The sequence below is a fragment of the Bradyrhizobium sp. USDA 4516 genome, from assembly GCF_054055915.1.
Window position 1 is genome coordinate 1,621,833 of sequence record NZ_JBSRXT010000001.1, and the last position, 17,847, is coordinate 1,639,679.

At 66.7% G+C, this 17,847-nt stretch carries 20 protein-coding genes and 1 pseudogene; 15 read left to right on the forward strand and 6 right to left on the reverse strand.

Going from position 1 to position 17,847, the window contains the following annotated elements:
* Positions 1-2: 2 nt before the first annotated feature.
* From ACVI1L_RS07640 to ACVI1L_RS07650, 3 genes are all read left to right on the forward strand, one after another.
* Positions 3-818, forward strand: a complete 816-nt coding sequence (locus tag ACVI1L_RS07640; protein WP_456782610.1) for a PAS domain-containing protein — start codon at positions 3-5, stop codon at positions 816-818.
* Positions 819-921: 103 nt separating this feature from the next.
* Positions 922-1,383, forward strand: coding sequence for a GNAT family N-acetyltransferase (locus tag ACVI1L_RS07645; RefSeq protein ID WP_172649052.1), 462 nt, complete (start codon positions 922-924; stop codon positions 1,381-1,383).
* Between the two features lie 271 nt (positions 1,384-1,654).
* Positions 1,655-2,596, forward strand: coding sequence for an aldo/keto reductase (locus tag ACVI1L_RS07650; protein WP_229190700.1), 942 nt, complete (start codon positions 1,655-1,657; stop codon positions 2,594-2,596).
* A 67-nt stretch (positions 2,597-2,663) separates the two neighbouring features.
* Here ACVI1L_RS07650 and ACVI1L_RS07655 read toward each other — a convergent pair.
* From ACVI1L_RS07655 to ACVI1L_RS07665, 3 genes and pseudogenes are all read right to left on the reverse strand, one after another.
* Positions 2,664-3,007 (reverse strand): annotated as a pseudogene (locus tag ACVI1L_RS07655) (endonuclease domain-containing protein).
* A gap of 81 nt (positions 3,008-3,088) precedes the next feature.
* Complete coding sequence (locus ACVI1L_RS07660; RefSeq protein ID WP_168855589.1) at positions 3,089-4,318, reverse strand: DUF1501 domain-containing protein; 1,230 nt, start codon at positions 4,316-4,318, stop codon at positions 3,089-3,091.
* Positions 4,315-5,898, reverse strand: coding sequence for a DUF1800 domain-containing protein (locus ACVI1L_RS07665; RefSeq protein ID WP_456782611.1), 1,584 nt, complete (start codon positions 5,896-5,898; stop codon positions 4,315-4,317). The genes ACVI1L_RS07660 and ACVI1L_RS07665 overlap by 4 nt, the downstream gene beginning before the upstream one ends.
* 315 nt (positions 5,899-6,213) lie before the next feature.
* Between ACVI1L_RS07665 and ACVI1L_RS07670 the strand changes: the two genes are divergently transcribed.
* Entirely contained in the window at positions 6,214-6,888 is a 675-nt protein-coding gene (locus ACVI1L_RS07670) for an HAD family hydrolase (protein ID WP_456782612.1), read from the forward strand.
* Between the two features lie 99 nt (positions 6,889-6,987).
* On the opposite strand, the gene ACVI1L_RS07675 is transcribed toward ACVI1L_RS07670, so the two are convergent.
* Positions 6,988-7,590, reverse strand: coding sequence for a TetR/AcrR family transcriptional regulator (locus ACVI1L_RS07675; protein ID WP_057019048.1), 603 nt, complete (start codon positions 7,588-7,590; stop codon positions 6,988-6,990).
* A gap of 87 nt (positions 7,591-7,677) precedes the next feature.
* On the opposite strand from ACVI1L_RS07675, the gene ACVI1L_RS07680 reads away from it, so the two are divergent.
* The gene (locus ACVI1L_RS07680) at positions 7,678-8,469 is read left to right on the forward strand and encodes a crotonase/enoyl-CoA hydratase family protein (RefSeq protein ID WP_253589056.1); all 792 of its coding nucleotides are present in this window, start codon (positions 7,678-7,680) and stop codon (positions 8,467-8,469) included.
* A 118-nt stretch (positions 8,470-8,587) separates the two neighbouring features.
* Here ACVI1L_RS07680 and ACVI1L_RS07685 read toward each other — a convergent pair whose 3' ends face one another.
* Entirely contained in the window at positions 8,588-9,295 is a 708-nt protein-coding gene (locus ACVI1L_RS07685) for a glutathione binding-like protein (protein ID WP_316399154.1), read from the reverse strand.
* Here ACVI1L_RS07685 and ACVI1L_RS07690 point away from each other — a divergent pair.
* Genes ACVI1L_RS07690 through ACVI1L_RS07700 form a run of 3 tightly spaced genes read left to right on the forward strand, consistent with a single transcriptional unit; the run spans position 9,294 to position 11,269 of the window.
* Positions 9,294-9,473, forward strand: coding sequence for a hypothetical protein (locus ACVI1L_RS07690; RefSeq protein ID WP_456782613.1), 180 nt, complete (start codon positions 9,294-9,296; stop codon positions 9,471-9,473). The two genes, ACVI1L_RS07685 and ACVI1L_RS07690, sit on opposite strands and share 2 nt — an antisense overlap.
* Before the next feature lie 48 nt (positions 9,474-9,521).
* Entirely contained in the window at positions 9,522-10,637 is a 1,116-nt protein-coding gene (locus ACVI1L_RS07695; RefSeq protein WP_316399156.1) for an MBL fold metallo-hydrolase, read from the forward strand.
* A complete protein-coding gene (locus ACVI1L_RS07700; RefSeq protein WP_316399157.1) occupies positions 10,634-11,269 on the forward strand; it encodes an SCO family protein in 636 nt (211 codons plus the stop codon). The genes ACVI1L_RS07695 and ACVI1L_RS07700 overlap by 4 nt, the downstream gene beginning before the upstream one ends.
* A 106-nt stretch (positions 11,270-11,375) precedes the next feature.
* Here the strand turns inward: ACVI1L_RS07700 and ACVI1L_RS07705 are convergent, their stop codons facing one another.
* Complete coding sequence (locus tag ACVI1L_RS07705; RefSeq protein WP_456782614.1) at positions 11,376-11,609, reverse strand: hypothetical protein; 234 nt, start codon at positions 11,607-11,609, stop codon at positions 11,376-11,378.
* A 112-nt stretch (positions 11,610-11,721) separates the two neighbouring features.
* On the opposite strand from ACVI1L_RS07705, the gene ACVI1L_RS07710 reads away from it, so the two are divergent.
* From ACVI1L_RS07710 to ACVI1L_RS07740, 7 genes are all read left to right on the forward strand, one after another.
* On the forward strand, positions 11,722-12,624 hold the full coding sequence (locus tag ACVI1L_RS07710; protein ID WP_018273588.1) for a LysR substrate-binding domain-containing protein: 903 nt from the start codon (positions 11,722-11,724) through the stop codon (positions 12,622-12,624).
* A complete protein-coding gene (locus ACVI1L_RS07715; RefSeq protein ID WP_456782615.1) occupies positions 12,617-13,108 on the forward strand; it encodes an NAD(P)-binding domain-containing protein in 492 nt (163 codons plus the stop codon). Before ACVI1L_RS07710 ends, ACVI1L_RS07715 begins: the two co-directional genes overlap by 8 nt.
* Positions 13,101-13,838, forward strand: coding sequence for a hypothetical protein (locus ACVI1L_RS07720; RefSeq protein WP_456782616.1), 738 nt, complete (start codon positions 13,101-13,103; stop codon positions 13,836-13,838). The genes ACVI1L_RS07715 and ACVI1L_RS07720 overlap by 8 nt, the downstream gene beginning before the upstream one ends.
* A 108-nt stretch (positions 13,839-13,946) precedes the next feature.
* Positions 13,947-14,183 (forward strand): hypothetical protein, encoded by a 237-nt coding sequence (locus ACVI1L_RS07725; protein WP_038377734.1) that lies wholly within the window; start codon positions 13,947-13,949, stop codon positions 14,181-14,183.
* Entirely contained in the window at positions 14,180-14,386 is a 207-nt protein-coding gene (locus ACVI1L_RS07730; protein ID WP_371852155.1) for a hypothetical protein, read from the forward strand. Before ACVI1L_RS07725 ends, ACVI1L_RS07730 begins: the two co-directional genes overlap by 4 nt.
* A 112-nt stretch (positions 14,387-14,498) precedes the next feature.
* Complete coding sequence (gene uvrB / locus ACVI1L_RS07735) at positions 14,499-17,411, forward strand: excinuclease ABC subunit UvrB (RefSeq protein WP_076829859.1); 2,913 nt, start codon at positions 14,499-14,501, stop codon at positions 17,409-17,411.
* 3 nt (positions 17,412-17,414) lie between these two features.
* Positions 17,415-17,831 carry a pyridoxamine 5'-phosphate oxidase family protein gene (locus ACVI1L_RS07740; protein ID WP_076829856.1) on the forward strand — a complete coding sequence of 139 codons (417 nt, stop codon included), beginning with the start codon at positions 17,415-17,417 and terminating at the stop codon, positions 17,829-17,831.
* The last annotated feature ends 16 nt before the right edge of the window (positions 17,832-17,847 follow it).

A 17,847-nucleotide genomic window follows, 5' to 3' on the forward strand; every position in this document is an offset into this window, starting at 1 on the left:
GCATGCGGTTCGACTGGCGTGCAATTTCAGGTCCGGCCCTGACGGCGATCACGGCATCCGCCGCCTTCCTGCTCGATCGCCTCGTTGTCGCCGTCCCCAATCCCGCGCCGCTGTTCGTCTGCATCGTGGCGCTTGCGAGCTCGATCAGCGGCATCACCTCCGGGCTGATCTCCGCCGCGATCGCGGTGGCCGCCTCGGCGCTGTTCTTCCTCAATCATCGCGCGCTGCCCGGTTACGACACCGCCGACGTCGCGCGGATGCTGATGCTGGCGGCGACCGCGGCCGGCACCGCCGTGATCACCGGAATGCTACGGCAGAAATGGATCGACGCCTTTGCTGCGGACCAGCACCATCACGCCACCGCGGAGCGGCTCGCAGCCGCGCTCGACCAGGTCGACATCGGCATCGTGCTGCTCGACGCCGACACCCGCGCCGAATTCATCAACCGCGCCTTCCGCGACTATTTCGCGCTGTCGGATGCGCAGGCCGAGAGCAAGCCGCCCTTCGTCGCCCTGATGTATCACGGCCGCGACACCGGCGCCTATGAACTACCGGAAGACGAGCTGAGCGCGTTCATCGCCGAGCGCATCGCGATGATGCGCGCCGGCGACTCCACGCCGATCAATCTCAACCTCGCCGACGGCCAGGTGCTGCGCTTCAGCTGCACCGCACTGCCGGACGGCGGCCGCATGCTGAGCTACACGCCGGTCACCGACCTCGTGCGGCACACCGACGATCCCGCGAAGGCCGATGAATATCGGGCCCAGCGCGCCGGGCGCGAGCGCCGTCTGGCGCGGCTGCTGCGCGCCGCCGAGTGAGGCGCGACCTCGTCCGCAATTGATCCTGCGAGATAGCGACGGTAGAACCTTGCGAGCGGTGCGGAGACATCGCCCGCAACGCAGGATCATCCGGGAATCCTCCATGGCCGACGACGTCACCATCCGCTTCGTCACCCGCGACGACTACGCCCAGTGGCTTCCTCTCTGGGACGGCTACAATGCCTTCTATGAGCGATCCGGGCCGACCGCGCTCGCGCCCGAGATCACCGCGATGACGTGGGAACGCTTCTTCGATGCCTATGAGCCGGTGCACGCGCTGGTCGCCGACGCCGGCGGCAGATTGCTCGGGCTGACGCATTATCTGTTTCACCGCTCGACCACGGCGATCGCGCCAACCTGCTATTTGCAGGATCTGTTCACCAGCGAAGCCGCACGCGGCAAGGGCGTTGGCCGCGCGTTGATCAACGGGGTTTACGCGCAGGCCAGGCTCGCGGGATCGCCACGCGTCTACTGGCAGACGCATGAGACCAACCACACCGCGATGCAGCTTTATGACAAGGTCGCAGACAAGCCGGGCTTCGTCATCTATCGCAAGATTGTCTGAGCGGATCTTCGCGGCCTGTGGATTGAACAGAGGTGTCACCGGCACGTTACAAAGCCCGGCTAGGCTTCCGCTCGCGCAGATCAGGCCCCCCGTCTCAGATCTTCGCCAAGCGGTCCCCGTCAGTCGCCGCGTCTGACCGGGACCGCTTTTTTTGCGGCATCTCATTTTGCGACATCGTCATGCGTTATCGGCGGTAGGACGGCACCTTGCCGGGCCCTAGTGTGCTTGTCACAATACGCGGCACCCCTCGCCTATCCCACAGGATTGTCTCATGGAAATTCGTAATCTCGGCGGCTCCGGGCTGCGCGTGTCCGCGGTCGGCCTCGGCTGCAACAATTTCGGCCAGCGCACCGACCTCGAGACCTCGCGCAAGGTGATCCACAAGGCGATCGATCTCGGCATCACGCTGTTCGACACCGCTGACATCTATGCCGGCATGGGCGGCTCGGAGACCGTGCTCGGCACCGTGCTGGGCGACCGCCGCAAGGACATCGTGCTCGCCACCAAATTCTCCAAGCCGATGGCGACCGACGGCACCAAGCAGGGCGCCTCGCGGCGCTACATCATGTCCGCAGTCGAAGCGAGCCTCACTCGCCTGAAGACCGACTATATCGATCTCTACCAGCAGCACGACTACGATCCGCTCACCCCGATCGACGAGACGCTGCGCGCGCTCGACGATCTCGTCCGCCAGGGCAAGGTGCGCTACATCGGCAACTCCAACTTCCCGGCCTGGCGGATCGCCGAAGCCGAGTACGTCGCGCGCCAGATGAACATGAACCGCTTCGTGTCCTGCCAGGACGAATACAGCCTCCTGGTGCGCGGCATCGAGAAGGACCTGCTGCCGGCGGCGCAGCAATACAATCTCGGCCTGCTGCCGTTCTTCCCGCTCGCCAGCGGCCTGTTGACCGGCAAGTACCAGCGCGGCGCCGCTGCACCCGCCGATACCCGCTTCGCCAAGGCGCCGGCGTTGAAGGATCGCTACGTCACGCCGCGCAACGAGGACATCGTCGAGAAGCTGCAGGCGTTTGCCAGGGAGTGCGGCCACTCCATGCTCGAGCTCGCCTTCTCCTGGCTCGCCGCCCGCCCGCAAGTCGCAAGCGTTATCGCCGGGGCGACGCGTCCCGAGCAGATCGAGCAGAACGTCAAGGCGATCAGCTGGAAGCTCTCCGCGGAGGAGATGGCGGAGATCGATGGGATAACGAAGGCGTGAAGCGAACGGCACTCTCTCCGCTCCCTGTCCCCGTCCTTCACGGGGAGAGGGTCGGGGTGAGGGGCATCTATCCGCGCAACTCAGTCTGAATTGTAATCAACACACCCTCGACGTTGCCGAGCACATCGTTGTTCCAGAAGCGAAGCACGCGATAGCCTCCCCGGTGAGATACCGGTCCCGGACCACGTCTGCAGCTGAGTCCGCGTGCTGACCGCCATCCACTTCGATCACGAGCCGTCGCTCGCGGCAGACGAAGTCGCAAATGTAACTCCCGACCGGCACCTGCCGTGCGAACTTATGGCCATCAATCTGGCGATTGCGGATGCGATTCCAAAGCACGGTCTCCGCGTCCGTTTGATTGGCGCGCAGCCCTCTCGCGAGTCGGATAGGTGTTTCCTTGCGGCCACGCATTGCCCCCGCCCCTCACCCGGAAGCAACGCGATGCGTCGCTTCCGACCTCTCCCCGCAAAGAGCGGGGAGAGGTCGAGGAAGTCAAGCCACCAACCCCTTCATCGGCTTTACCGGGGCGCTGTCCGGAAACACGGCATCGGCCAGCACGCGCTCGCCGAGGCCGAACTGGTCGTGCAGCACGCCCTTGATCACGGCGCGCAGGTCGGTGGTCGGGGCGAGGTCGCGGGCCTGGTAGAGATTGGCGGGCTTGAGGCCGGGCCAGTCGGTGATCATGCGGCCGCCATTCACCGCGCCGCCGGCGAGCAGCGCGATGGTGCCGGTGCCGTGGTCGGTGCCCTCGGTGCCGTTGATGCGCGCGGTGCGGCCGAACTCGGTCGCGACCACGATCACGGTGTCGCGCCAGCGCGCGCCGAGGCCGCTCTGGAATTCCGCCAGCGCGCCGTCGAGGCCGCCGAGCAGTTGCGCGAGGCGGCCGACCGGCCCGCCTTCATTGGCATGGGTATCCCAGCCGTCGAAGGCGAGCGCGCCGATCCTCGGGCCGTCATCGGCCGCCATCAATTTCGCGGCGCCCCGCGCCACGAGGCGCATCGCCGCCACGCCGCCCGCCCCGGGCTTCGGCTTCATCTCCTCGCCCTGCGCCTGCTTCTCGAGCTGCAAGCCTTGCGTCAGCGCGCTCGCCAGCGCCGGATCGCGGTGCTGATAGAGATCGAGCAGCCGCATCGCGGTGTCGTCGGCGGCTTGCGGTAGCGCGGTCGGGGCCCAGCCGACGGTCGGCGCCGCGCCGCGCAGCACCAGCGGCGTGGTCGGGCCGACCGCGAGCGCGCTCGTCACCCGCTCGCCTTTCGGCAAGGCTTCCAGCGCGCGATTGAGCCAGCCGGACTGCACGCGGCCCGGACCGGGGAAGCCGCTTTCCAGCACGTCCTGACCGTCGAAATGCGAGCGATCGCGATAGGAGGTCGCCACCGCATGAACCACCGCGGCCTGCTTGGCGCGATACATCCGCGAAAATTCCGGCATCGCCGGATGCAGGGCGAAGAACTGATCCAGCATCACCGCCGCGTTCGGGCCATCGGGGCGCAGCGCGATCGCGCCGTGCAAGCCGGCATAATCAGGATCGCCGACCGGTGCGACCGTGGCGAGGCCGTCGAGTGCACCGCGCAGGATGATGGTGACGAGGCGCGGATCGCGGCCATCGGCGGCGCGCGCGAATTTCGGGAGGTAGGCCCAGGCCGCAAAGGAGGCGCCGCCGAGCAGCAGCGCGCGCCGCGACGTCGCCTGCAGCATCAGGCTCTCGGAGCATTCCATCGTCATCTCCTATGGAACTCGGGCGACATCAACAGCAGCGCCAGCGCCTGCTGCCGCGATTCCGCGCGCTCGATGGTGCGCCGCGTCTCGGGCGAGGCGGCATCGGCGGCAATGAGCTCGAGCAGGTCGCGCGGATCGAACCGGTCGGCGAGCTGGGAGGCGACTTGCGCCGAGATGTCGAGCCTGAGCTTGACGCCTTCAGGCGCCGCCCAGGCCGCGGCGGTGTCCGGAAAACCGTTCGGCCCGGCCGGCGACCACAGGGGCTGGCCGAGCACATTGAGGCCGTTGAGATAGCGGCCCGGATCCTCGGGATTGCGGGCCAGCAGGCGGCCGGAGGCGACCAGGAATTCGTAAGGCGAACGCATCTTTGTCAGCGGCGGCTGCCAGGCCTCGCTGGACTGAACGAGCGCGGTAGCCAGCGCCCTGAGATCGCCGTCCGTTTTCGTGAACATATCCTGCAGCCTCGCCACCAGCGCAGGCGGCGGATCGTCGGCGACGAAGTGGCGCGCGAACTTGGTCGCGATGAATTTTGCGGTCGAGGGATGCCGCGCGATGTCCGCCAGCACCGCCTCGCCCTGCGCGACGCCCGCCTGCGCGTAGCTCTTGCCAAGCACCTGCTGCGGTCCGGGCTGGTGCGCATTGGCGTTGAACACGAAGCTGCCGGGCACACCTAACTGCCCACGGCGGCCGGCAAAGGTCCAGCCGGTGATGACGCGCGCCAGCGCCGTCACATCGTCCTGGGTGTAGCCGCCGCCGACGCCGAGCGTATGCAGCTCCATGATCTCGCGCGCGAGATTCTCGTTCAGGCCGCGATTGCGGTTGATGCCGGCGCGCGACTCCGGGCCGAGCGATTGCTGGTTGTCGAGAAAGAACAGCATCGCCGGATGCTGCTCGACGGCCTTCAGCATGTCCGGGAAACGGCCGAGCACATGCGGACGGATCGCCTCGCGCTCGAACGAGCCGGCCCACATCCGCGCCAGCGCGCCCTTGTTGGCGGAGACGCAGAAGTGGTTGGACCAGAACACCACGAGCCGTTCGACGAAGCCGCAATCGGCGACCACGCCGCGCTGCAGGCGCGCCAGCGCCTCGGCGCGGAACGTCTTCTGGATGATGTTGAGCGGTTGCGCCGGCGGCTTGGGCGGACCAGCCACCGTCTGCATCGTCGGAGGCCGCATCGGAGCCGACGGCGTCATCGCCGCGTTGGCGCCATCGGCGCCCTGCGCCTGCATCGCCGGATCCTTGCCGGCGATCTCCTTGGCGGCCGTGGACAGCGACAGATTGCGCCGCTGCGCCGGCTTTGCGTCGGACCCTTGCGGCGGTGTCTCGCTCGCGCCTTGCTGCGCGACCTTCGCGGCATTGCGCGCCTGCTGGATCTCGAACTGATAGTCGAACACCTGCTTGCCGAGCTCCGGCGTCGAGAGCAGGCCCGGCACTTCGAGCAGCGCGCCGTTCGGACGCGCCAGTTCCGCCAGCACGAAACCGCGCGGATCGGAGGCGGCGTTGATGAAGTCGCCGGACGCCCCGCCGCGGGCACCGAATCCAAACCGGTTGAGGGCAACCAGCGCGGCTTGCGAATCACGGGCCATCAGAATTCCCTTAACGGCCTATCCCGGCTATATCAGTTGCCTGGCATCATAGCGCGGTCCGGGATGAACCCGAGATTAATTCGCGCATTAAATCGCGGTTAGAATGGACCTCTCGTCAAACGATCGTTCCAAACCAGCATCTCCGCGCCAGCTTGCCTGCACGGCATGCGGCAGCGAATTTTCCTGCTCGCTCACCGGAGCATGCTGGTGCTGCGATGAGAGTTTTCGCCTGCCGATGCCGACCGACGGCGGCGACTGCCTGTGCCCCGCATGCTTGCGGAAGCTCGCGGAACAGCAAGCAGCGGTGAGCGCCACGTGAACGCACGCTGGACCGTCGACGCCGTCCTGCTCGACATGGACGGCACGCTGCTCGACACCGAGAAGGTTTACTTCGACAGCCTGGTCGCGGCGCTGAACGTGTGCGGCTACACTGACGACGTCGTCGCGCTGTGCCATTCGATGGTCGGCCTTCCCGGCCCGGTCTGCGAGGCGATGCTGCGCGACCATTACGGCGCGGCGTTTCCGCTCGCGGACGTCAACCAAGCGTTTCTCGAACATCGCGATCGGATGATGCGGTCGGGCCTGCCGCTCAAATCAGGCACGCTCGCTCTGCTCGATGCGCTCGCTCTTGCGGAGCGCCCGATGGCGATCGTCACCTCGTCATCGCGCCGTTCGGCCGAACGCAACCTCACCCTCGCCGGCATCCGCGCGCGCTTCGACACGCTGCTGACGCTTGACGATGTCGCGCAGGGCAAGCCGGATCCCGAGCTCTATCTCAAGGCCGCCGCGCGGCTCGGCGTGAGGCCGGCGTCCTGCATCGCGGTGGAAGACTCCAACCACGGCGTCGCCGCCGCCCACGCCGCCGGCGCGATCACGCTGATGGTGCCGGACATGGCGCCGCCGACCGACGAGACCCGCGCGAAATGCGCAGCCGTGTTGCCGGACCTCAACGCCGTGCTGGCGCTGCTGCGGGAGCGCGGCGCGCTTTAGCCGTCATTGCGAGACGGTCTCGCCGCAGGCTGCTGCACCTCTCCCGCTTGCGGGGCAGGGAGCGCACCGCCTTCGCGACTACCATTCAACCTACTCTCGTCATGTCCTAACCCCGCTTACGCCCTGCTTCCCCAGCGCCGTCTCGATCAGTGTGCGCGCGGCCTCGCCGGCGGTCTCCATGTAGCTCGGGTCGCGATGCAGCAGCACCACGGCGAACGATCCGTCCAGCAGCAAGAGGATCTGCCGCGCCAGTTTGAGCGGATCGGCGATGCCCTGCTCCGCGAAGGTCGCGCGCAGCCAGTCCTCGAACTTCTTCTTGTGCGCGGCGCCGATCCTGATCGCGGGATGCCCGGGCATGTTGGCGAGTTCGGCGGAGGTGCGCAGGAAGCCGCAGCCCTTCCACTTCGGATGCCGCGCCGAGCGCGCGAGGTTCCTGAAGATCGCCTCGACCTTCACCGGCAGGCCACCCTCGGCCTCCGCGAACCACTTTCGGAACAGCGCGAGATTGGGCTGGTCGCGCGCGGCGAGATAGGCAGCGACCAGATCGTCCTTGCTCTTGAAGTGATAGTACAGCGTGCGCTTGGTGAGGCCGGCCTTGGCGGCGACCTCGTCGACGCTGACGCGGCGAATGCCTTCATTGTAGAACAGCGCGCTCGCCGCCTGGACGATGCGCTCGCGGGTGGGCTCGGAGGGTCTGGGCATGGCGCGTATGTATACTAACCAGTGAATATACACAAATTGCGGCTGGCCCTACATTCGGCCCGACACACAATTGCTGGAGACTGCATCGTGCCCGCCCCCATCCTGCTCGAGATCACCGACGCGATCGCCCTGATCACCCTGAACCGTCCGGAGCAGCTCAACGCGCTGAACTACGCGCTGATCGATCAGCTGATGGCTGCGCTCGACCGCATCGAGGGCGACGCTGAGGTGCGCGCCGTGATTTTGACCGGGGCCGGCGAGCGGGCCTTCTCGGCCGGTGCCGACATCAAGGAGTTTTCCGAGAGCGTCAAGCAGGGCTCCGCCGTCGCGGTGCGCGACTTCGTCCGCCGCGGCCAGGCCATGACCGCGCGGCTCGAGGCATTCAAGAAGCCCGTGATCGCCGCGATCAACGGGCTCGCCTTCGGCGGCGGCTGCGAGATTACCGAGGCGGTGCATCTCGCTGTCGCCAGCGACCGCGCGCTATTTGCAAAACCCGAGATCAAGCTCGGCATGCCCCCGACCTTCGGCGGCACGCAGCGGCTGCCGCGGCTGGCCGGACGCAAGCGCGCCCTGCAGCTGCTCCTCGCAGGCGATCCGTTCCCGCCCGAGCATGCGCGTGAGATCGGGCTGGTCAATCAGATCGTGCCGCACGATCAATTGCTGACGGCCGCGCGCGAGCTCGCCGGCCGCATCACCAGGCATTCGCCCGGCGCCGTCGCCGGCACCATCACCGCTGTGACGCGCGGGCTCAACATGCCGATTGCCGAGGGCCTTTTGGTCGAGAGCGAGCAGTTCGCCGCGCTGGTGCCGGGCCGCGATCTCGCCGAGGGGCTCGCGGCGTGGAAGGAACGGCGGCTGGCGAGGTATGTCGGGGCTTGAAAACCCGCGAGTGCTACATCCGTCATTGCGAGCGAAGCGAAGCAATCCATCGACCCGCATACGCGGAAAGATGGATTGCTTCGTCGCTTCGCTCCTCGCAATGACGGAGGAGTTCGCCCTACCGCACCACCGCCGCGGTCTGCCCGAACAGCAACTTGCGCTCTTCCTCGGTGCGGATCGCGGGCTGGCCGAAATTCGGATTGACCTCCTTCGCCTTGGCATAGGCGCGCACGGTCGCCGGGCGCTTGCCGATCGTCTCCAGCCAGCGCTTCAGATGCGGGAAATCGTCGATCTCCTGGCCCTGGTTCTTGTAGGGCACGACCCAGGGATAGCTCGCCATGTCGGCGATCGAGTAGTCGCCGGCGACGAATTCGCGGTCGGCGAGCCGCTTGTTGAGCACGCCGTAGAGCCGGTTGGTCTCGTTGACATAGCGGTCGATCGCGTAAGGCAGCTTCTCGACGGCGTAGTTGCGGAAATGGTGGTTCTGCCCGGCCATCGGCCCGAGCCCGCCCATCTGCCAGAACGTCCACTGGATCGCGTCATAGCGGCCATGGATATCGGCCGGCAGGAATTGTCCGGTCTTCTCGGCGAGATAGAGCAGGATCGCGCCGGACTCGAACAGCTGTAGCGGCTTGCCGCCGCCCTTCGGCGCGTGATCGAGGATTGCGGGGATGCGGTTGTTCGGCGCGATCTGCAAAAAATCCGGCTTGAACTGATCGCCCTTGCCGATGTTCACCGGGAAAATCCTGTACTCCAATCCGGTTTCCTCAAGGAACATCGTTATCTTGTGACCGTTCGGCGTGGACCAGTAGTGAAGGTCGATCATGGGCGTGATCCTGCATTGCCAGGGACTGCCGATGTCGTGCATCGGCGAGAAAGATGCGAATGCATGGAGTTGGACGCATAACCGCACCCAAGTCAATGGCGCCCGCATTGCACCGCGCGCGAATGTGATCTGCAAGCAGCGCAAATGCCCGATTGAGCCGCGTCCCGATTGCTCCTAGGCTCAACGTGTTTGGTATTGAAAAGTTTTCAAAACACGGGGGATTGCGATGACGCGGGATTTGGCACGACGTGATTTCCTGAAAGGTTCGGCGGCGCTCGCCGGCGCCGCAGCCGCGGGCGCCTTCTCCTGCGTCGAGATCGCGAGCGCCGCACCGATCGAGGTGCCGACCGTCGACAAGCTCTCGATCCGCGTGCTGGTCGATTCCAGCTTCGATTTGTTCTTCAAGCCGAAGCAGGCCGGCGGCGTCACCATCGCGCCGCCGCCGCGCTCCGCCGACTACCAGAAGTCGCTGCACAATGAATGGGGCCTGTCGCTGTGGCTGGAGTCGGAAGCCAAGGGCGCACAGCGCACGCTGATGCTCGACTACGGCTACACGCCGGAGGTGCTGCTCAACAACATGGCGCTGGTCGGCGTCGATCCGGCGAAGCTCGATGGGCTGATCGTGAGCCACGGCCACTACGACCATTTCGGCGGCCTCAACGGCTTCCTCGACAAATTCCGTGATAAACTACCGGCCGACGTGAAGCTCTATGCCGGCGGCGAGGACAATTTCTGCCACCGCGTCAGCGCAACGCCGACCAAGGGCCAGTTCAACGATTTCGGCACGCTCGATCGCCGCCAGCTCGCGGCGCAGCGCGTCACCACGGTGCTGTGCGAGACCCCGACCGTGATCGCGGGCCATGCCTTCACCACCGGCAAGATCACCCGCCGCAGCATCGAGCGTGTGCTGCCGCAGACCTGGGTCGAGTTCGGCATCAAGGACGGGCTCGGCTGCAATGCCAGCCACTATCTGCCGGCCGAGATGGACGGCAAGATCGTGCCCGACGAGCACATCCATGAGCACGCCACCTGCTTCAACGTGCGGGACTTCGGCCTCGTCGTGATCTCGTCCTGCGGCCATGTCGGCATCGTCAATTCGGTGAAGCAGGCACAGGAGGTCTCCGGCATCCAGAAGGTGCACGCCATCGTCGGCGGCTTCCATCTCGGGCCGGCGCCGAAGGATTACCTCACCGAGGTGGTCGCCGAGATCAGGAAGCTCGACCCCGACGTGCTGATCCCGATGCACTGCTCCGGGCTCAACTTCGTGCAGGAGGCGACCGCGCAGATGGGCGACAAGGTGCTGGTCACGACGACGGGCAGCCGCCTCTCCTTCGGCATATGATCGCGCCGGTCCTGCGCGGCTTCGCTTACGCCGGCGCCGGCCTGTGGCTGACGCTGGCGCCGGTGCTGGCGGGCGATGCGCCGCCGCAATCGGCGCGCTCGGCCGCCGAGATCATGGACATCCTGATGTGGAACAGGGAGCCGGTCGGCGGCCCGTTCGCGCTGACCGATCAGGCCGGCCATGAACGCACCGACAAGGAGTTTCGCGGCAAGCTGATGCTGATCTATTTCGGCTTCACCACCTGCCCAGACGTCTGCCCGACCGATCTGCAAGCGATCGCCCTGGCGCTCGACAAGCTCGGCCGCGACGGCGACCAGGTTCAACCGATCTTCATCACGGTCGATCCCGAGCGCGACACCGCGGCCCACCTCGCGGAGTACGTGCCGATGTTCCACCCGCGCCTGATCGGACTGACCGGCAGCGGTGATGCGATCCGCAAGCTCGCTGATGCCTACAAGGTCTACTTCGCGCGGGTGCCGCTGAAGGATGCCGGCGACTATACCGTCGATCACACCGCCTACATCTATTTGATGGACCGCGAGGGCAATTATCTCGGCTTCTTTCCGCCGGGGACATCAGCCGACCGGATGGTCGAGATCATCCGGCCACGGCTCGCCGAACCGGTACGCTGACATCAGAGATTGGCAATTCCAGCCGCGTCAATACTGCGCCCCCTCTCCCGCTTGCGGGTGAGGTGAAGAAAGCAGTTCGGCAGGCGGATCGGACAAATCGCCGGACTCAATGTATCCGCCCATGCGCGCGCAAGAATGTCTCACCGGTTTCCGTCACCGTTACCCGTATGCCCTCAACCGAGGGACGGCGCGCGACATAGCCGCGGTCAACGGCGTCCTCCCAGATCGTCAGCCGCGGGCATGAGGTGCGCCAGACCTCGAGCACCTCGGTATAGCGCCGCGGCCCGCGCGCCACCCATTCCACGAGATCGAGCACCAGGGCGTCTGTGGTCTCTGTCATGTGGTCCTCGCCGGGATCAGCAGGGATTCATTGTCTCCGGTATTTCTGCGCCGCTTGGCCTCTTCCGGCAAACTGAGTTATCTTGACCTTGCATCAGTTTTCCTGAGGGTTCATGCGGCGGCTGCTCTTTCTCAACGGCATCAAGGCGTTCGAAGCCGCGGCGCGGACCGGCAGCTTCGCGGCGGCGGGCAGCGAGCTCAATGTCTCGGCCGCCGCGATCAGCCGGATGGTGCATCTGCTCGAGGAGCGGCTCGGCGTCGCGCTGTTCGAGCGCAAGGCCAACCGCCTCGTCACCACTCCGGCGGGCCGCGCCTATCAGGGCGGGCTGACGCCGATCTTCGACGCGCTGGCGAGCCTCACCGCGCAGGTCACGGCATCCGCGAGCGCGCGGGTGCTGACCGTCGGCGTCGGACCGACCTTTGCGCTGAAATGGATGATCCCGCACCTTGCCGAGTTCCGCAAAGCGGAGCCCGACATCGAGGTGCGGATCACGACCGGCGGCATGGCGGTGCCGTTCGCCGACGACTGGAGCTGCGGCATCCAGCTCGGCGACGGCCAGTGGCCAGGCCTCGTCGCCGAGCCGCTGTTTGCCGCCGACCTGATGCCGGTGTGCACGGCGCGGCTCGCCAACACCCTGAAGCGCCCCGCCGACCTCAAGGGCCCGAGCCTGATCCGCGTCGCGCATTCGCCCGACGATTGGCCGTCCTGGCTGAAGGCCGCGGGCGTGCCGCGCCTGACCGCGCGCGGGCCGGAATTCCAGTTTTACGGCCAGGCGCTGCAGGCAGCTAGCGACGGGCTCGGCATCGCGATGGGCATCCGGCCCTATATCGACGACGATCTCGCCGCCGGCCGGCTGGTGGCGCCGTTTGCGCTCAGCGTGCCGAAGGGCATGCGCTGGTATCTGGTCTATCGCGGCTTCCACGCCGAGCAGCGCGATTTCGCCGCGTTCCGGCGCTGGATCATCCGCGCCGCGGCGGAGCCCGCGGCCCGCCGCAAGGGAACGCGCAGTGCCTGACGAGACCGTCGATACGCTGGTGATCGGCGGCGGCCAAGCCGGGCTCACCATGAGCCATCGGCTGAAGCAGCGCGGCATAGCCCATCTGGTGCTGGAGCGGGGGCGCATCGCCGAGCGCTGGCGCAGCGAACGCTGGGACGGCCTCATGTTCCAGTTTCCGAACTGGTCGGTGCGGCTGCCGGATTTCGCGTTTCCGCACAGCGATCCCGACGGCTTCTCGGACACCGCCGCCATCATCGCCTTCATCGAGGACTACGCCGCGTTCGTCGCGCCGCCGATCCGCTGCGGTGTCGCGGTCACGAAGTTGCGCCGCGACGCCGGCGGTTTCCTCGCCGAATTTGCCGGCGGCAGCATCGCAGCCCGCAACGTCGTCATCGCCACCGGTCCCTATCAACGGCCGCTGCGGCCCGCTGCTGCTGCGCGAGCATCCCGGCCTGTTCCAGATCGATGCCGCCGGCTACAAAAATCCGGCGCAATTGCCTGACGGCGCAGTGCTGGTGGTCGGTGCCGGCGCCTCGGGCGCGCAGATCGCCGAAGAGCTGATGCGCGCCGGCCGCGAGGTCTTCCTCTCGGTCGGACGTCACAACCGCCTGCCGCGCCGCTATCGCGGCCGCGACCTGATCTGGTGGCTGGCCGAGATGGGCATCGACCGGACGCCGGTCGAGCAGCGCGGCCCGTCGCGGCTGCTGCCGGTGATTTCCGGCGCCCATGGCGGCCACACCGTCGATTTCCGCCGCTTCGCCGCCGGCGGCGTGACCCTGCTCGGCCGCGTGACGGCGGCGCGCGACGGCGTGCTCGAGATCGCGCCCGATCTCGCCGCCAACATCGCCAATGGCGACGCCTATTACGCGACGTTCCTCGGGATCGTCGACGACTTCGTCGCGGCGCGCGGCCTCGATCATCCCGATGATCCCTTGGCGCGCCTCCGCCTGCCCGATCCGCCGTGCCTCACCGCGCCGCTCGACGCGATCGACCTGCGCGCCGCGCGGATCAGGAGCGTGATCTGGGCCACCGGCTACGGTCTCGATCTGAACTGGATCGACATACCGGTGCTGGATGCCCCCGGGGCCCCGCGCCACCGCCATGGCGTCTCCGACGTGCCGGGCCTCTATTTCCTCGGCCTGCAATGGCTGTCGAAGATGAAATCCTCGTTCCTGTCAGGCGTCGGCGACGATGCCGCGGTGCTCGCCGACCACATCGCCGGCCGCGGCTAGCTCCGGGTTCCTTTGCTGCGCGGAAATAAACCCGGCGAGTTGTGAACTGCTTCACATTTAGCGCAACGCGCTCGTGCTTCCTATGAGAAGGGCATTTCGAGGTCGCACATGATTTACAGCGGTTTTGAGATCAAGTCGTTCGAAGTGGGGAAGGGGCAATGGCACGCCAGGGTTCAACGGGTCGATCAAAGGCCGGTCGTCATCGATGGCATGCTGTTTCCGACGCTCGACATCGGCTTTGCGTGGTCCGATCCGGATGCGGCGATCGCCGACGCGAAGCGGGCTATCGACCGGTTCCCGCAACGCTATGGCATGACAATGCCGGCGGCCGAAGCGTCGGCGTGACCGGTAACGTCGTGGTCGCCGCCGTCCCGCAATGCGAGCCGGATCCGGTCTGGCCGGCGCAGGTCCGCACCAGCTGCCCGGAATGTGCCGCATCGCTTTCGCTGCTGCGCGTGATCCCCGGCCGCGCCGCCGAATACTGGACCATGCGCTGCGACGGCTGCGGCGGGATCCATCTCGACATCGTCGACCTGCCGCGGGCGTAAAGGCCGCGAAGCCGCCGCCTGCTGACACCCTGCTGTCAGCAGCCTTGCCCGAGCAGCGATCCGGCCGCCGTTTGCCCTTTTCTCGCTGCCGGACTCGTCCCATATTCGGGGCATGGCGAAGACACCGAACACTCCGAAAAAGCCCGGCAAAACCCCCAAATCCAAAGCACACCGGCCCGAGGTCCTCCCGATCGGGCCCGCGCTTGCCGAATTGCTCAATCCGGCGATCAACCGCGGCGATGCCGGCATGGGTTCGGGCACCGGCCTGCAGCCGCCGCCGGACAATTCCTGGGACCGTCGCGCCGGCGGCGAGGCCGCCGCGCATCGCGCGCGGGCGTCGACGCGCGAGACCAGCGAGGGCGTCGCGAAGCGCGATGCTTCCGGGCTCGAGGAGGCCCCGCAGGCGAATTACGGAACCTCGGCCACGATCCCGACCCTCGATCCGGAACTGGCGCGGCAGCTCGGCCTGCCGACCGCCGAGGACGACGACGAAGCCCTGGCGCGGCCGCCGCGCAGCAAGATGGAGGCGCTCGGCGTCAAGGCGACTGCCGACGCGCTGGAGAACCTGATCCGCGACGGCCGCCCGGAATTCCGCAAGGACGACGGCTCGATGCGGGTGTGGACCCCGCACCGCCCGCCGCGCCCGGAAAAATCCGAAGGCGGCGTGCGCTTCGAGATCAAGTCCGACTACCAGCCGAAAGGCGACCAGCCGACCGCGATCGCCGAGCTGGTCGAGGGCATCGACCGCAACGACCGCACCCAGGTGCTGCTCGGCGTCACCGGCTCGGGCAAGACCTACACCATGGCCAAGGTGATCGAGGCGACGCAGCGCCCGGCGCTGATCCTGGCGCCGAACAAGACGCTGGCCGCCCAGCTCTATGGCGAGTTCAAGAACTTCTTCCCCGACAACGCGGTCGAGTATTTCGTCAGCTATTACGACTACTACCAGCCGGAAGCCTACGTCCCGCGCACCGACACCTATATCGAGAAGGATTCCTCGATCAACGAACAGATCGACCGCATGCGTCACTCGGCGACGCGCGCGCTGCTCGAGCGCGACGACGTCATCATCGTCGCTTCCGTGTCCTGCATCTACGGTATCGGCTCGGTCGAGACCTACACCGCGATGACCTTCGCCTTGAAGAAGGGCGAGCGCATCGATCAGCGGCAGCTCATCGCCGACCTCGTTGCTCTCCAGTACAAGCGCACCCAGGCCGACTTCACCCGCGGCACCTTCCGCGTCCGCGGCGACGTCATCGACATCTTCCCGGCGCACTATGAGGACCGCGCCTGGCGGGTGAACCTGTTCGGCGACACCATCGAAACCATCGAGGAGTTCGATCCGCTCACCGGCCACAAGCAGGACGAGCTCGAATTCATCAAGATGTACGCCAACTCGCACTATGTGACGCCGCGCCCGACGCTGGTGCAGGCGATCAAGTCGATCAAATCGGAGTTGAAGCAGCGCCTCGACCAGCTCAACGACCAGGGCCGCCTCTTGGAGGCACAGCGACTCGAGCAGCGCACCACCTTCGATCTCGAGATGATGGAGGCGACCGGAAGCTGCGCCGGCATCGAGAACTATTCGCGCTATCTCACCGGGCGCCGCCCCGGCGAACCGCCGCCGACGCTGTTCGAATATGTACCGGACAACGCGCTGATCTTCGCCGACGAGAGCCACGTCACCGTGCCGCAGATCGGCGCCATGTTCCGCGGCGACTTCCGCCGCAAGGCGACGCTCGCCGAATACGGCTTCCGCCTGCCCTCCTGCATGGACAACCGGCCGCTCCGCTTCGAGGAGTGGGACATGATGCGGCCGCAGACGGTTGCGGTGTCGGCGACGCCGAGCGGCTGGGAGCTGAACGAAAGCGGCGGCGTGTTCGTCGAGCAGGTGATCCGTCCGACCGGCCTCATCGATCCTCCCGTGGACATCCGCCCTGCCCGCACCCAAGTCGACGATCTCGTCGGCGAGGTGCGCGCCACCGCGGCGGCCGGCTATCGCTCGCTGATCACGGTGCTCACCAAGCGCATGGCGGAGGACCTCACCGAATATCTGCACGAGCAGGGCATCCGCGTCCGCTACATGCACTCGGATATCGACACCATCGAGCGCATCGAGATCATCCGCGACCTCAGGCTCGGCGCATTCGACGCGCTGGTCGGCATCAACCTGTTGCGCGAGGGCCTCGACATTCCCGAATGCGCGCTGGTCGCGATCCTCGATGCCGACAAGGAAGGCTTCCTGCGCAGCGAGACCTCGCTGATCCAGACCATCGGCCGTGCCGCGCGCAACGTCGACGGCAAGGTGATCCTCTATGCCGACAGCATGACCGGCTCGATGGAGCGCGCGATGGCCGAGACCACGCGGCGCCGCGAGAAGCAGGTCGAGTACAACGAGGCCAACGGCATCACGCCGGAGAGCGTGAAGAAGTCGATCGGCGACATCCTCAACTCCGTCTACGAGCGCGACCACGTGCTGGTCGAGATCGGCGACGGCGGCATCGCCGACGACGTCATCAGTATCGGGCATAATTTCGAGGCCGTGCTGAGCGATCTCGAAACGCGGATGCGCGAGGCCGCGGCCGATTTGAACTTCGAGGAGGCCGCGCGACTGCGCGACGAGGTCAAGCGGCTGCGCGCCACCGAGATGGCCGTGGTCGACGACCCCACCGCCAAGCAGCGCAACGTGCAGAAGCAGGCCGGCGCCTATGCCGGCACAAGAAAATACGGCGATGCCGCCAACCTGCCGGTCAGCGCATTGAAGAACAAGTCGGCGCAGACCTCGCTCAAGGCGAGCCGCGGCGGCAAGTCCGGCTCACGCATCCACAAGCCCGATCTCGACGAGATGCACGGCCCGGAATCGCTGCCCTTCCGCCCCAGCGGCGCGCTGCCCGCAAAGCCGTTCGGCACCACGAGCCGCATCATCCAGCCGACCGACTCGCGGCAGTCGGGGCCGGAGTTCGGCCCGTCGCCGCGGTCGAGCGGCGGCGCGCCGGGCAAGCGGGGCGGGTGGAAGAAAAGGTAGATCATGACGCGCGCCGAGCTTCTCGCCTTCCTGCGGGTGCATCGGCTCGCGGTGGTCAGCACGGCTCACGACGGCGCGCCCCAGGCGGCGGTCGTCGGGATCGCGGTCAGCGACAATCTCGAGATCTTCTTCGACACGCTGACCACCTCGCGCAAATACCAGAACCTCCGCGCCGATCCGCGCGCGGCATTGGTGATCGGTTGGGACGCCGAACAGACCGCACAGGTCGAGGGCATCGCAGACTTCCCGAGCGGCGCGGAGCTCATCGCCTGCAAGCAGGTGTATTTCGCGGCGTGGCCCGACGGGCCGGAGCGCGAGACATGGCCGAACATCGGCTATGTGCGGATACGGCCGAACTGGGCCCGGTTCAGCGATTTTGGCGCGGTGCCGGCGCGGATCGAGGAAATGACTCTGCCGTAAGCCACGTCGTCTTGAG

What these genes read in the sequence shown, in the direction of transcription:
- ACVI1L_RS07640 (WP_456782610.1), top strand. Translation starts at nt 3, where the DNA reads ATGCGGTTCGACTGGCGTGCAATTTCAGGTCCGGCCCTGACGGCGATC.
- ACVI1L_RS07645 (WP_172649052.1), top strand. Translation starts at nt 922, where the DNA reads ATGGCCGACGACGTCACCATCCGCTTCGTCACCCGCGACGACTACGCC.
- ACVI1L_RS07650 (WP_229190700.1), top strand. Translation starts at nt 1,655, where the DNA reads ATGGAAATTCGTAATCTCGGCGGCTCCGGGCTGCGCGTGTCCGCGGTC.
- ACVI1L_RS07660 (WP_168855589.1), bottom strand. Translation starts at nt 4,318, where the DNA reads ATGACGATGGAATGCTCCGAGAGCCTGATGCTGCAGGCGACGTCGCGG.
- ACVI1L_RS07665 (WP_456782611.1), bottom strand. Translation starts at nt 5,898, where the DNA reads ATGGCCCGTGATTCGCAAGCCGCGCTGGTTGCCCTCAACCGGTTTGGA.
- ACVI1L_RS07675 (WP_057019048.1), bottom strand. Translation starts at nt 7,590, where the DNA reads ATGCCCAGACCCTCCGAGCCCACCCGCGAGCGCATCGTCCAGGCGGCG.
- ACVI1L_RS07690 (WP_456782613.1), top strand. Translation starts at nt 9,294, where the DNA reads ATGGGCGTGATCCTGCATTGCCAGGGACTGCCGATGTCGTGCATCGGC.
- ACVI1L_RS07685 (WP_316399154.1), bottom strand. Translation starts at nt 9,295, where the DNA reads ATGATCGACCTTCACTACTGGTCCACGCCGAACGGTCACAAGATAACG.
- ACVI1L_RS07695 (WP_316399156.1), top strand. Translation starts at nt 9,522, where the DNA reads ATGACGCGGGATTTGGCACGACGTGATTTCCTGAAAGGTTCGGCGGCG.
- ACVI1L_RS07700 (WP_316399157.1), top strand. Translation starts at nt 10,634, where the DNA reads ATGATCGCGCCGGTCCTGCGCGGCTTCGCTTACGCCGGCGCCGGCCTG.
- ACVI1L_RS07705 (WP_456782614.1), bottom strand. Translation starts at nt 11,609, where the DNA reads ATGACAGAGACCACAGACGCCCTGGTGCTCGATCTCGTGGAATGGGTG.
- ACVI1L_RS07710 (WP_018273588.1), top strand. Translation starts at nt 11,722, where the DNA reads ATGCGGCGGCTGCTCTTTCTCAACGGCATCAAGGCGTTCGAAGCCGCG.
- ACVI1L_RS07725 (WP_038377734.1), top strand. Translation starts at nt 13,947, where the DNA reads ATGATTTACAGCGGTTTTGAGATCAAGTCGTTCGAAGTGGGGAAGGGG.
- uvrB (WP_076829859.1), top strand. Translation starts at nt 14,499, where the DNA reads ATGGCGAAGACACCGAACACTCCGAAAAAGCCCGGCAAAACCCCCAAA.
- ACVI1L_RS07740 (WP_076829856.1), top strand. Translation starts at nt 17,415, where the DNA reads ATGACGCGCGCCGAGCTTCTCGCCTTCCTGCGGGTGCATCGGCTCGCG.